Annotated in this window: 1 protein-coding gene; it reads right to left on the bottom strand. The window is 76.0% G+C overall.

Going from position 1 to position 14,347, the window contains the following annotated elements; translation table 11 throughout:
* Positions 1-9: 9 nt before the first annotated feature.
* A complete protein-coding gene (locus tag BT341_RS46545) occupies positions 10-14,334 on the bottom strand; it encodes a type I polyketide synthase (protein WP_072477680.1) in 14,325 nt (4,774 codons plus the stop codon).
* Positions 14,335-14,347: the final 13 nt, after the last annotated feature.

Here is a 14,347-nt window from a genome sequence, read left to right as displayed (position 1 = left end):
GCGGACCCGTCAGTCGAGGTCGAGTTCGTCGATCAACGCGAACATCTCGTCGTCCGTCGCCGACTCCAGCCTCTCCTCGACCGCCGTTGCCGCGCCGGCGCCGGTCACCCGTGCCAGCAGCTCCTGCAGCCGCGTACCCAGCCGTTCGCGTGCCTGCGTGTCCGCCAGCAGGTCCGGCAACGCGATCTCCACCCGGTCCAGCTCCGCCAGCGCCGGCAGGATCGCCGCCGGGACCGCCGGCACCAGCTCGGCACGCAGGTACTCCGCCAGCACCGTCGTCGACGGGTAGTCGAACAGCAGCGTCGCCGGCAGCCGCAGCCCCGTTGCCGCGCCGAGGAGGTTGCGCAGCTCCACCGCGCTCAGCGAGTCGAAGCCCAGCTCCAGGAACCCGCGGTCCGGCTCGATCGCGTCCGGGCCCGCATAGCCCAGCACCGCGGCCGCCTGGGTGCGGACCAGGTCCAGCAGTGCGCCCTCCCGTTCCGCTTCCGACATCGCCGCCAAGCGGTGGGTCAGGCTGTCCGCCGGGTCGGCCGGGGCGACGCCGGCGCTCACCGCGCGGCGCACCGGCGTGCGGATCAGGCTGCGCAGGATCACCGGGATCGCGTCCTCGCCGACGCGGTCGCGCATCGCCTCCACGACCAGCCGGACCGGCAGCAGCACCGCCTCGTCGAGCGTGCACGCGATGTCGAACAGGTCAAGGCCCTCGTCCGACGGCATCGGCTCGACCCCGCCGCGGGCCAGGCGGGACAGGTCGGCCTCGCCGAGCTTGCCCGTCATGCCGCTGCGCTCCGCCCACAGGCCCCACGCCAGCGACAGCGCCGGCAGGCCCGCCGCGCGCCGCACGTGGGCCAGCGCGTCGAGGAACGCGTTGGCCGCCGCGTAGTTCGCCTGTCCCGTGCCGCCGAACGTCCCGGCGAGCGAGGAGAAGACCACGAACCCCGCCAGGTCCATCCCGGCGGTCAGCTCGTGCAGGTGCCAGGCCGCGTCGACCTTGGGCCGCAGCGCCGTGTCGAGCTGCCGGGTGGTCAGCGCCGACACGACACCGTCGTCGAGCACGCCCGCGGTGTGCACCACCGCGGTCAGCGGGTGTTCCGCGGGCACGGCCGCGAGCAGCGCGGCCAGCGAGTCCCGGTCGGCGACGTCGCAGGCGGCGATGGTGACGTCCGCGCCCCACGCCGTCAGCTCCTCCACCAGCTCCTTCGCGCCTTCCGCCGCCGGGCCGCGGCGGCTGGTCAGCACCAGCCGCCGCATGCCCCGGGCCGTCACCAGGTGCCGGGCGACCAGCGTGCCGAGCGTCCCGGTGGCGCCGGTGATCAGCACCGTCCCGTCGGGGTCCCACGCGGCCGCCGGGGCCGCGGTCGTCGCCGGGACGCGGGCCAGCCGGGGCACCTGGATCGCGCCGACCCGGACCGCGACGTGCGGCTCGCCGCAGGCCACCGCGGACGGCAGCGCCGCGTAGGAGACGTCCCGGTCGTCGAGGTCCACCAGCACGAACCGGCCGGGGTTCTCCGACTGCGCCGAGCGCACCAGGCCGACGACCGCCGCCGTGGCGAGGTCCGTGATGCCTTCGCCGACCCGGGTCGCGATCGCGCGCTGGGTGACGAAGACCAGGCGGGAGCCGGCGAACCGCTCGCTGGCCAGCCACTCCTGCACCTGCTCCAGCGCGCCGTGGGTGGCGGTCCGCACCGCCAGGGGCACGTCGTCGCCGCAGCTCGAGCCGCAGGTCACCACGATCACCCCGGGCACCGGGGCACCCGCGTCCACGGCCGCGCCGAGCGCGTCGAAGTCCGGGTGGGACTCCACCGGGACCCCGGCCGTCCCGAGCGCCTTGGTCACGCGGACGCCGACGTCGACCCCGACCACGGCCCAGCGTTCGGTCGCCGGGTGGCTGACCGGGCTGATCGGGGCCAGCACCCAGCCCACCCGGAACAGCGACTCGTGGTAGGCCGACCGGGCGACGTCGAGCTGCTCGGCCGAGACCGGCCGCAGCGTCAGCGAGCCGACAGTGGCCACCGGCAGCCCGTCCTCGCCGGCCACCGCCAGGGTCACCTCGTCCTGGTCCCGCCCGCTCACGCGCACCCGCAGGGCCGCGGCGCCGCCGGCGTGCAGCGTCACCCCGGACCAGGCGAACGGCAGGACCGCGCGGCTTCCGTCGCGCAGCGCGACGGTGTGCAGGGCGGCGTCGAGCAGCGCCGGGTGGAGGCCGAAACGCCCGGCTTCAGCCCGCTCCGCCTCGGGCAGGGCGACCTCGGCGAAGATCTCGTCGCCGGCGCGCCAGGCGCGCCGCAGTCCGCGGAACGCGGGGCCGTAGCCGAACCCGTTCTCCGCGACGCGGTCGTAGAGCCCGTCGAGGTCGATCGGCTCGGCCCCGGACGGCGGCCACGTCCCGGCCGGTTCGGGCGCCGGGACCGGCGTCACGGCGAGCGTGCCGGTGGCGTGCGTCGTCCACGGCTCGTCTTCCAGTGCGTCGCCGGCGCGGGAGTGGATGCCGATCGGGCGGTTGCCGTACTCGTCCGGGCCGCCGACGGCCACCTGCAGCCGCACGCCGCCGGTCTCCGGCAGCACGAGCGGGGCGGCGAGGGTGAGCTCTTCGACGCGCTCGCAGCCGACCTGCTCCGCCGCGTGGACGGCCAGTTCCAGGAACGCCGTCCCCGGCAGCAGCACGGTGCCGAGCACGACGTGCTGGGCCAGCAGCGGGTGGCTCGCGACCGACAGCAGGCCGGTGAACAGCGCACCGTCCGAACCGGCCAGCGGCACCGACGCGCCCAGCAGCGGGTGCGTGGTTTCGCCGAGCCCGGCCGCGGTGAGGCCGCCGGTCACGGCCGGGGCGTCCAGCCAGTACCGCTCGCGCTGGAACGGGTAGGTCGGCAGCTCGACGTGCCGTCCGCCGCCGCGGACCGCGGCCCAGCCGACGTCGGCGCCGCTGACGTGCAGCCCGGCCAGCGCGGTGAGCAGCGACCGCTCCTCGTCGTGGCCCTTCCGCAGCAGGGCCCCCACGCTCAGCTCGGCCGGTCCGGCGCAGTCCGGGACGAGCGCGGCGAGCACTGCGTCCGGCCCCAGTTCGACGAACCGGTTCACGCCTTCCGCGGTCATGGTGGCGACGGCGTCGGCGAACCGGACGGCCTCACGCACGTGCCGGACCCAGTGCTCCGGCGTCGCGACGTCGCCGGCCGCCACCACCGGGATCCGCGGCCGGTGGTAGGTCAGCCCCGCCGCGACCTCGGCGAACTCGGCCAGCATCGGCTCCATCAGCGGCGAGTGGAACGCGTGCGAGACGTCCAGCCGCCGGGTTTTGCGGCCCAGCGCGGCGAAGTGGTCCTTCAGCGCCAGCACGGCTTCGGTCTCGCCCGAGACGACGACGGCTTCGGGTCCGTTGACCGCGGCCAGCGACACCCGCTCGCCGAGCAGCGGGACGACCTCGGCTTCGGGGGCGGCGATCGCGACCATGGCCCCGCCGGCCGGCAGGGCTTCCATCAGCCGGCCCCGCGCGCTGACCAGCTTCGCCGCGTCGGCCAGCGAAAGCACCCCGGCGACGTGGGCCGCGGCCAGCTCGCCGACCGAGTGGCCGGCGAGGAAGTCCGCGTGGACGTCCCAGGATTCCAGCAGCCGGAACAACGCCACTTCCAGCGCGAACAGCGCGGGCTGGGTGACCGCGGTCCGGTCGAGCGGGGCCGCGTCGTCGCCGAACACGACGTCCCGCAGCGCCGGGTCGAGGTGGGCGCACACCGCGTCGAAGGCGTCGGCGAAGACCGGGAACCGCTCGTACAGCTGCCGTCCCATGCCGGGCCGCTGCGCGCCCTGCCCGGTGAACAGGAACGCCGTCCGGCCGGCTCGCGCGGTGTGCCGGCGCAGCCCGGCGGCGGGCCGGTCGGCGGCCAGCGCGGCCAGCCCGGCCCGCAGTTCGGCCAGGTCCTCGCCGACGACCACCGCGCGGTGGTCGAACCGCGTCCGGGCCCCGAGCGAGCGCGCGACATCGACAGCGTCCACTTCGGACCGGGTGCCGGGCTCGGTGAACGCCAGCAGCCGCCGGGCCTGTGCGCGCAGCGCGGCCTCCGACCGGGCCGACACCGGCCACGCGGTGAGCCGTTGCGCGGTAGCCGCTTCGGGCGGGCCGGGAACTTCCGGGGCCTCTTCGAGGATCGCGTGCACGTTGGTGCCGCTGACGCCGAACGAGGACACGCCGGCCCGGCGCGGGTGGCCGTTCGCGGCCCACTCGACCGGCTCGGACAGCAGCCGGACGTGCCCGGCGGCCCAGTCGACGTGCGGCGACGGGGTCTCGGCGTGCAGCGTGCGCGGCAGCACGCCGTGCCGCAGGGCCTGCACCATCTTGATCACGCCCGCGATCCCGGAGGCGGCCTGGGTGTGCCCGATGTTGGACTTCACCGAGCCCAGCCACAGCGGTCGTTCGCGGTCCTGGCCGTAGGTGGCGATGAGCGCCTGCGCCTCGATCGGGTCGCCGAGCGGGGTGCCGGTGCCGTGCGCCTCGACGGCGTCCACTTCGGACGGTGGGAGCCCGGCGTCGGCCAGCGCGGCGCGGATCACCCGCTGCTGGGCGGGCCCGCTCGGGGCGGTCAGGCCGTTGGACGCGCCGTCGGAGTTCACCGCGCTGCCCCGCACGACGGCGAGCACCGGGTGCCCGAGCCGCCGCGCGTCGGACAGCCGTTCCACCAGCACCATGCCGGCACCTTCGGCCCAGCCCGCGCCGTCGGCGCCGGCCGAGAACGCGCGGCACCGGCCGTCCGGCGACAGCGCGCGCTGCCTGCTGAACTCCACGAACGTGTCGACCGAGGAGATCACCGTGACCCCGCCGGCGAGTGCGAGGTCGCACTCGCCCGACCGCAGGGCCCGGACCGCCCAGTGCAGCGCCACCAGCGACGACGAGCACGCCGTGTCCACCGTGACGGCCGGGCCCTCCAGCCCGAAGGTGTAGGCGATCCGGCCGGAGGCGACGCTGCCCGCGCTGCCGGTGGCCAGGTGCCCCTCGAACTCGCCGGGCGCGTGCCGCAGCCGCGTGCCGTAGTCGTGGTAGTTGGAGCCGACGAACACGCCGGTCCGGCTGCCGCGCAGCAGCTTCGGGTCGAGGCCCGCGCGCTCGAGCGCCTCCCACGACGTCTCGAGCAGCAGCCGCTGCTGCGGGTCGATCGCGGGCGCCTCGCGCGGCGCGATCCCGAAGAACGCCGGGTCGAACTCCGCCGCGTCGTGCAGGAAGCCGCCACCGCGCGTGTAGAACGTGCCCGCCTTGTCCGGGTCGGCGTCGTAGTGCCGGTCGAGGTCCCAGCCGCGGTCGGCCGGGAATTCGCCGACGGCGTCGACGCCCTCCGCGACGAGCCGCCACAGCTGCTCCGGGTCGGCCACCCCGCCGGGGTAACGGCAGGACATGGCGACGATCGCGATCGGGTCCTCGGTGACGGCCGTCACCGGAGCCGCGGTGTCGGGCGCGGTGTCCCCGGCCAGCTCGCGCCGGACGTGCTCGGCGAGCACCGTGGCGGTGGGGTGGTCGAACACGAGCGTGACCGGCAGCCGCAGGCCGGTGACCTCGCCGAGGCGGTTGCGCAGGTCGACCGCGGTGAGCGAGTCGAAGCCGAGGTCGCGGAAGGCCCGGTCCGGCTCGATCGACGCGGGCCCGGGGTAGCCGAGGGCGACCGCGGCCTCGGCCCGGATCAGTTCCAGCACCAGCCGGTGCTGCTCGGCCGCTTCCAGCCCGGCCAGCCGCTGCGCCCAGCCGGTCCCGCCGCCGTCCGCGGACGCGACGGCCTCGGGAATCCCGCGCAGCGCGGCGCCGGGGCGGCCCAGCGCGAGGGTCTTGCGGTAGCGGTCCCAGCGGATGTCGGCGACCGCGAGGACGGTCTCGTCCTCGTCGAGGGCCTGCTGCAGCGCGAGCAGCGCCGGCTCGGGCGCCATCGCGGGCAGGCCCTGGCCGGCCAGTCCCTCGCCCGCGCCGCCACCGCCCCAGGCGCCCCACGCGATCGACGTCGCGGGCAGGCCCGCGGCCCGGCGCTCGCGGGCGAGCGCGTCGAGGTAGGCGTTGGCCGCCGCGTAGCTCGCCTGTCCCGGGCCGCCGAGCGTGCCCGCCAGCGAGGAGAACAGGACGAACGCCGACAGGTCGCGGTCCGCGGTCAGCTCGTGCAGGTGCCGCGCGGCCTCGGCCTTGGGCCGCAGCACGGCCGCGATCCGCTCGGGGGTGAGGCCGTCGATGACGCCGTCGTCGAGCACGGCGGCGGCGTGCACCACGGCGGTCAGCCCGGGCAGCCCGTCCAGCAGCGCGGCCAGCCGGCCGCGGTCGGCGACGTCGCAGGCCGCGACGGTCAGCTCGGTGCCGAGGTCGGCCAGTTCGGCGGCCAGCCCGGCCGGGGCGTGGCCGCGCCGGCTGGTGAGCACCAGCCGTTCGGCGCCGGCCCGGGCGAGCCAGCGGGCGACGTGCGCGCCGATCCCGCCGGTGCCGCCGGTGAGCAGCACCGTGCCGGACGGCCGCCACGGCGTCGTCGTGGCGCGGGCCGGTGCCGCGCGGACGAACCGGCGGCCGAAGACGCCGGACGCGCGGACGGCGACCTGGTCCTCGTCGGACGGCGTGCCGAGCACGGCGGCGAGCCGGGCCGGCACGCGGGCGTCCAGTTCCGCCGGGAGGTCGACGAGGCCGCCGAAGCGCTGCGGGTACTCCATGGCCGCGATGCGGCCGAAGCCCCAGGTCAGCGCCTGGGCGGCGGCCCGGATCGGGTCGGCCGCCCCGGTGCTGACCGCGCCGCTCGTGGCCCACCACAGCGGCGCGTCGATCCCGGCGTCGCCGAGGGCGTGCAGCAGCGTGAGGTTCGGTTCGAGGCCGTCGAGGGCCAGCAGGGAGAGCACGCCTTCACACGGGCCCGCCTCGCTCAGCAGCTCCGCGCAGCGGGCACGGTCCACATCGGACGGCAGGACCAGCAGGCGCGCGCCGAGACCGTCGGCGAGCTCCCGTGCGTCATACCCGGCCGGGGCGACGACCAGCCAGTTCGCCACGACCGTCCCGGACGCGACGGTCAGCGGGGTCCAGTCGACCCGGTACCGCCAGCCATCCACAGTGGACTCCAGCAGGCGTTCGGCGCGCCAGGCGGCGAGCGCCCCGAGGTCGGCCCGCTCGACGGCGGCCCAGAACTCGTCGTCCAGCGCGCCGGCTCCGCGGGCCGGGGCGTCCAGCCAGTACCGCTGGTGCTGGAAGGCGTAGGTCGGCAGCGGAACCGTGGCGGCGCCGGGGAACACCGGTGCCCAGTCGACCTCGACCCCGCGGACGTGCAGTTCGGCCAGGGACCGGCGGAACCGCGCCGGGCCGCCCTCGCCGCGCCGCAGCGTGCCGGCGACGACGGCGCCGGGCACGGTCTCCGCGATCGCGGCCGAGACGACCGGGTGCGGGCTGACCTCGACGAACACGGAGTGCTCCCGCGCGGCGAGCACTTCGACGGTCTGACCGAACAGCACCGGCTGACGCAGGTTGCGGTACCAGTAGGCCGCGTCCAGTGCCGCCGTGTCGACGGGCTCGGCCGACACCGTCGAGTAGAACGGGATTTCGCCGGTTCGCGGCTCGATCGGGGCCAGCGCCGCCAGCAGCTCGGCTTCGATCGCCGCCACGTGCGCGGAGTGCGACGCGTAGTCCACCGGGATCAGCCGGGCGCGGACGCCGTCGGCTTCGCACTGGGCCAGCAGCTCGTCGAGCGCCGCCGGGTCACCGCACACGACCGTCGACGACGGGCTGTTGAACGCCGCGATGGTGATCCGGCCGTCCCATTCGGCCAGGAGCCGTTCGACCCGCTCGGCCCCGAGCGCGACCGACGCCATGCCGCCGCGGCCCGCGAGCCCGGCCGCGATCGCCTTGCTGCGCAACGCGGCCACCCGCGCACCGTCCGCAAGCGACAGTCCACCCGCGACCACGGCCGCGGCGATCTCCCCCTGCGAATGCCCGGCGACGGCATCCGGCGTCACGCCGTGGGACTGCCACAAGGCCGCCAGCGAGACCATGACCGCCCACGAGAGCGGCTGGACCACGTCGACCCGGTCCAGGGACTCGGCGCCCCGCAGCACCGCCGCCGGCGACCAGTCCACGAAGGACTCCAGCGCGGCGGCGCACTCCGCGAACCGCTCGGCGAACACCGGTGCGGAGTCCAGCAGCTCCACCGCCATGCCGGCCCACTGCGCGCCCTGGCCCGGGAACACGAACACGGTCCGGCCCGCCGGGGCGGCGACGCCGGTCACCACCGACGCGCCCGGCATGCCGGTGGCCAGGTCCCGCAGGCCGGCCAGCAGCTCCGCACGGTCGTCGCCGAGCACCACGGCCCGGTGTTCGAACGCGGTCCGCGTCGTGGCCAGCGACCAGCCGATGTCGGCGATGTCCGTGTCCCCGGCGAACGCCGCCAGCTTCTCCGCCTGCGCGGGGACCCCGGCCGCCGCGCGCGCCGAGACCAGCCACGGTGTCGGGCCCGCGACCGGCTCCCGGACGACTCCGGGCTCGGGCTCGGGCGCGTGTTCGAGGACGACGTGGGCGTTGGTGCCGCCGACGCCGAAGGACGACACGCCGGCCCGGCGCGGTCCCGGCTTGTCCGGCCACGGCGTGGCTTCGGTGAGCAGCTTCAGCGGGCCCCCGGCCCAGTCCACGTGCGGCGACGGGTGCTCCGAGTGCAGTGAGCGCGGCAGGACGCCGTGCCGCATGGCGAGCACCATCTTGATGACGCCCGCGGCGCCCGCGGCGGCCTGGCTGTGCCCGATGTTGGACTTGACCGAGCCGAGCCACAGCGGCTCTGCGCGGTCACGGCCGTACGTCGCCATCAGGGCCTGCGCCTCGATCGGGTCGCCGAGCGTGGTGCCGGTGCCGTGCGCCTCGACGGCGTCCACATCGGACGGTTCGAGGCCGGCCGCGGCGAGCGCGGAGCGGATCACGCGCTGCTGCGACGGGCCGTTCGGGGCGGTCAGGCCGTTGGACGCGCCGTCCTGGTTGGTGGCGGTGCCGCGGACGACGGCCAGCACCCGGTGGCCGTGGCGCCGCGCGTCGGACAACCGCTCGACGAGCAGCATGCCGACGCCCTCGGCCAGGCCCATGCCGTCGGCCTCGGCGGAGAACGGCTTGCTCCGGCCGTCGGCGGCCAGCGCGCGCTGGCGGCTGAACGCGACGAACGGCGCGGGGGTGGACATCACCGCGACGCCGCCGGCCAGGGCGAGGTCGCACTCGCCCGACCGCAGCGCCTGGCCGGCCAGGTGCAGGGCGACCAGCGACGACGAGCAGCCGGTGTCGATCGTGACCGCCGGGCCTTCGAGGCCGAAGGTGTAGGCGACGCGCCCCGAGGTGACACTGCCGGTGCCGCCGGTGACCAGGTGACCCTCGACGCCTTCGGGCACTTCCCGCAGCCGGGGCCCGTAGTCGTGGCCGCTGGCGCCGACGAACACGCCGGTGCGGCTGCCGCGGACGGCGGCCTGGCCGAGCCCGGCGTCTTCGAAGGCTTCCCACGAGGCTTCCATGACCACGCGCTGCTGCGGGTCCATCGCGAGGGCTTCGCGCGGGCTGATGCCGAAGAAGGCGGGGTCGAACTCGGCCGCGCCGGCGAGGAACCCGCCCGCGCGGGTGTAGCTGTGCCCGGCGCGGTCGGGGTCCGGGTCGTAGAGCGTGCCGGGGTGCCAGCCGCGGTCGCCGGGGAACTCGCCGATGACGTCGGCCTCGGCCAGCATCAGCTCCCACAGCTGCTGCGGGCTGCCGACACCGCCGGCGAACCGGCAGCTCATCCCGACGATGGCCAGCGGCTCGTCGGTCGCGGTGCCCGCCGCGGCCACGGCGGGCACCGCGACGCCGAGCAGCTCGGTGCGGACGTGGCGGGCCAGCGCGGTCGCGTTCGGGTAGTCGAACACCAGCGTGGCCGACAGTTTGAGCCCGGTGGCGGCGGTGAGCCGGTTGCGCAGGTCGATCGCGGTCAGCGAGTCGAAGCCCAGCTCCCGGAACGCCCGGCCGGCGTCGACGTCGTCCGGGCCGGCGTAGCCGAGGACGGCGGCCGCGTGCTTGCGGACCAGCCCGAGCAGCTCGCGGTCCTGGTCCGGTTCGGACAGTCCGGACAGCTTGGCGCGCAACGCACCCGCCGCGCCGGTCTGGTCCTCGATGACCTCGGGCTCGGCCGCGAGCACGGCCGCGACCTCGGGTACTTCGGACAGCAGCGGACGCGGGCGGGCGGCGGTGAAGACCGGGACGAACCGGGCCCAGTCGATGTCGGCGACGGCGAGGAACGGCTCGTCGTGGTCGAGCACCTGGCCGAGCCCGAGCAGGGCCGGTTCCGGGGCCATGAACGGGATCCCGCGCCACTTGAGCTGGTCGGCGACGACGTCGGAGACCATGCCGTCGCCGGCCCAGATGCCCCAGGCGACCGACGTCCCGGCCAGGCCCCGGGCGCGGCGGCTCTCGGCCAGCGCGTCGACGTAGGCGTTCGCCGCGGCGTAGGCGCCGTGGTCGCCACTGCCCCACACCCCGGCGACCGAGGAGTAGAGCACGAAGGCGTCGAGGCCGGCTTCGCCGAAGAGCGCGTCCAGGTGGCGGGCGCCGGCGAGCTTCGCGCGAGCGCCCTCTTCGAATTCGGGCAACGTCGTGGCGGCCAGCGGGGCCAAGAGCCCGACCCCGGCGGTGTGCACGACCGCGCGGATCTCCGTCAGCCCGCTGACCAGCGAAGCCAGCGCGTCGCGGTCGGCGACGTCGCACGCGGCGATCGTCACCCGCACGCCGAGTGCTTCGAGTTCTTCCCGCAGTTCGGCGGCCCCGGGGGCGTCGGGCCCGCGGCGGCTGGTGAGCACGAGGTGCTCGGCTCCGCGGCCGGCGAGCCAGCGGGCCACGTGCGCGCCGAGGCCGCCGGTGCCGCCGGTGATCAGGGCGGTGCCGCTCGTCCGCCACTCGGGCGCGGTGCCGGTCAGGGGTGCGCGCCGCAGGCGGCGCAGGTGGATCCCGGACTCGCGGACGGCGAGCTGGTCCTCGGCGTCGATCCCGGTGAGCACGGCGCACAGCCGGGACGCGGCCCGCTCGTCGAGCGTCTCCGGCAGGTCGACCAGCCCGCCCCAGCGGTCGGGGTGTTCGAGGGCGAGCACCCGCCCGAGGCCCCAGGTCGTGGCCTGCCCCGGGTGCGGCAGCTCGTCGCCGGGCACGACGACGGCCGCGCCCTGCGTCGCGAGCCACAGCGGCGCGGCGATGCCCGCGTCGCCGAGGGCCTGGGAGAGCAGGAGGTTCGCCGCGAGTCCGGTGGTCAGCACGGGGTGCGTGGCGTGCGGCCGCTCGTCCAGCGCGAGCAGCGAGAGCACGCCCGCGAGCTCCGTCTCGCCGCGCAGCCGCTCGGCGAGCGACGCGCGATCGTCGGTCTCGCCGACGCGCAGCGTGCGGACTCGCGCACCCGCCTTCTCCAGGGCGTCCAGGCAGACGTCCGGCGCGTTGACGACCAGCCAGGTGCCGGCCGGCGCCGGCGTCGGTTCGGCGACCGGGTGCCAGGTGATCCGGTAGCGCCACTGGTCCACTGTGGACAGCTCGGTGCGGCGGCGGCGCCAGTCCGCCAGCGCGGGCAGCACGTCCTGCCAGGGCGTTTCGGCGGTGACGCCCAGCTGTTCGGTGAGGGCGCCGTCTTCTACCGCGGTCCAGAACCCGTCGTCCGCGGCGGCGGTCCCGGCCGGGGTGTCGAGCCAGTAGCGCTGCCGCTGGAAGGGATATGTCGGCAAAGCGACCGGACGCGCGCCGGGATGGACGGCCGTCCAGTCGACGTCGCGCCCCCGCGTCCACAGCTGCGCCAGCGACGTCAGGAACCGGGTCAGGCCGCCTTCGCCGCGGCGCAGGGTGCCGACGACGGCGGCCGAGCCGGGCTCGAGCGTGTCGTCGAGGGTGTCCTGGATGCCGCCGCCGAGCACCGGGTGCGGGCTGGACTCGACGAAGAACCGGTGCCCTGCCGCCACAAGGGTCTCGGTGGCCTCCTGGAAGCGCACGCGCTGCCGCAGGTTGCGGTACCAGTAGCCGGCGTCGAGGGGCTCGGCGATCTCACCGGTGACGCTGGAGACGAACGTGATCCGCGCGGGGCGGGGTTCGAGCCCGGCCAGGGCTTCGAGCAGCTCGGTTTCCAACACCTCGACGACGGCGGAGTGCGAGGCGTAGTCGACCGGGATCCGGCGCACGCGCAGGCCTTCGGCCTCGGCGCGAGCGAGGGCTGCTTCGACGGCGGCGACCTCGCCGGAGATCACCACGGACGCGGGTCCGTTGACGGCCGCGATGGAAACACCGTCCGCGAGCAGCGCCGCAACGCGGCCTTCGGGCGCCGCGACCGACGCCATCGCCCCCAGGCCCGCCAGCCGGCCGGCGATCAGCTTGCTGCGCAGCGCGACGACCTTGGCGCCGTCGGACAGCGACAGCGCCCCCGCGACGACGGCGGCCGCGATCTCGCCTTGGGAGTGCCCGACGACGGCGTCCGGCGTGACGCCGTGGGCCGCCCAGAGCGCGGCGAGCGACACCATGACCGCCCACGACACCGGCTGCACGACGTCGACTCGTTCGAGGGCCGCCGCGTCACCGAGGACGCCGGTCAGCTTCCAGTCCACGAAGGACGCCAGCGCGGCCTCGCACTCGGCCATCCGCTCGGCGAACACCGGGGATTCGCCGAGCAGGTCCACGGCCATCCCGGCCCACTGGGCACCCTGGCCGGGGAAGACCAGCACCGTGCCGCCCACGGCCGTGGCCTCGCCGCCGACGCCCGCGGCCGTGCCGGATCCGGCGATCTCGCGGACACCCGCGAGCAACGCGGGCAGGTCCCGGCCGACCACCGCGGCGCGGTGCTCGAACGCCGAGCGCGTGTGCGCCAGTGACCAGCCGACGTCGGCGATGTTCGCGTCCGGCAGCTCCGCCAGGTCCGCGGCGCGGGCCTTGAGCGCGGCTTCGGAACGGCCCGACAGCACCCACACCGCCGTGTCCGCAGTGGATTCCTCGGCGACCGGAGGCTCCTCGGCGACGCCTTCCAGCACGACGTGCGCGTTGGTCCCGCTGCCGCCGAAGGAAGACACGCCGGCCCGGCGCGGCGCGCCCGTCTCCGGCCACTCCGCCGGCTCGGTGAGCAGCGCGACCCGGCCCGCGGTCCAGTCCACGTGCGGCGTCGGCTCGCCGGCGAACAGCGTCTTCGGCAGGAGCCCGGCGCGCAGGGCCAGCACCATCTTGATCACGCCGGCGACGCCGGAGGCCGCCTGCGTGTGGCCGATGTTCGACTTCACCGTGCCCAGCAGCAGCGGACGCTCCCGGTCGCGGCCGTAGGTGGCCTGCAGCGCCTGCGCCTCGATCGGGTCGCCCAGCTTGGTGCCCGTGCCGTGCGCCTCGACCGCGTCGACCTGCTCGGGCGCGAGCCGCGCGTCGGCCAGTGCCGCCTCGATCACCCGCTGCTGGGCGAGGCCGTTCGGCGCGGTCAGCCCGTTCGAGGCGCCGTCCTGGTTGATCGCCGTGCCGCGGACGACCGCGAGGACCGGGTGCCCGTGGCGGCGCGCGTCCGAAAGCCGCTCCAGCAGCAGGACGCCGACGCCCTCGCCCCAGCCCGTGCCGTCGGCGTCGGCGGAGAAGGCACGGCACCGCCCGTCCGCCGACAGGCCGCGCTGGCGGCTGAACTCGACGAAGTTGCGCGGGTTCGCCATCACCGTCGCGCCGCAGGCCAGCGCCATGGCGCACTCGTCGTTCCGCAGCGCGGACACCGCCAGGTGCAGCGCGACCAGCGAGGACGAGCACATCGTGTCGACCGTGACGGCCGGGCCCTCCAGCCCGAAGGTGTAGGCGAGGCGGCCGGACAGCACCGCGGCCGAACCGCCGGTGAGCAGCAGCCCCTCCAGTCCCTCGGGCGCGGTGACCAGCCCGCCCGCGTAGCCCTGGTTGCTCGCGCCGACGAACACGCCGGTCCGGCTGCCGCGCAGGGCAGCCGCGTCCAGCTTCGCCCGTTCGAACGCTTCCCAGGCCGTCTCCAGCAGGAGCCGCTGCTGCGGGTCCATCGCCACGGCTTCGCGCGGGGAGATGCCGAAGAACGCCGGGTCGAACTGCGCGGCGTCGGCGAGGAAGCAGCCGTCGCGCACGTAGCTGCGGCCGGTCCGCTCGGGATCGGGGTCGTAGAGGTCCGGGTCCCAGCCCCGGTCGGCCGGCCACGGCGAAACGGCGTCCCGGCCTTCGGCGACCAGGTCCGACAGCTGCTCGGGCGTGCTCACCCCGCCCGGGAGCCGGCAGCTCATCGCCACGATGGCGATCGGCTCGGCGCGGCGCTCGGTGACGTCGTGCAGGCGCCGGTTGGCCAGCTTCAGATCGGCCGTGACCCGCTTGAGGTAGTCACGGAGCTTGTCCTCGTTGCGCATCTGCGTCCGCTCC

It is taken from the genome of Amycolatopsis australiensis (assembly GCF_900119165.1).
In the GTDB taxonomy this organism is placed as follows: domain Bacteria; phylum Actinomycetota; class Actinomycetes; order Mycobacteriales; family Pseudonocardiaceae; genus Amycolatopsis; species Amycolatopsis australiensis.
The sequence above is the reverse complement of the archived record's forward strand: the minus strand, read 5'-3'. Positions and strand labels throughout refer to the sequence as shown.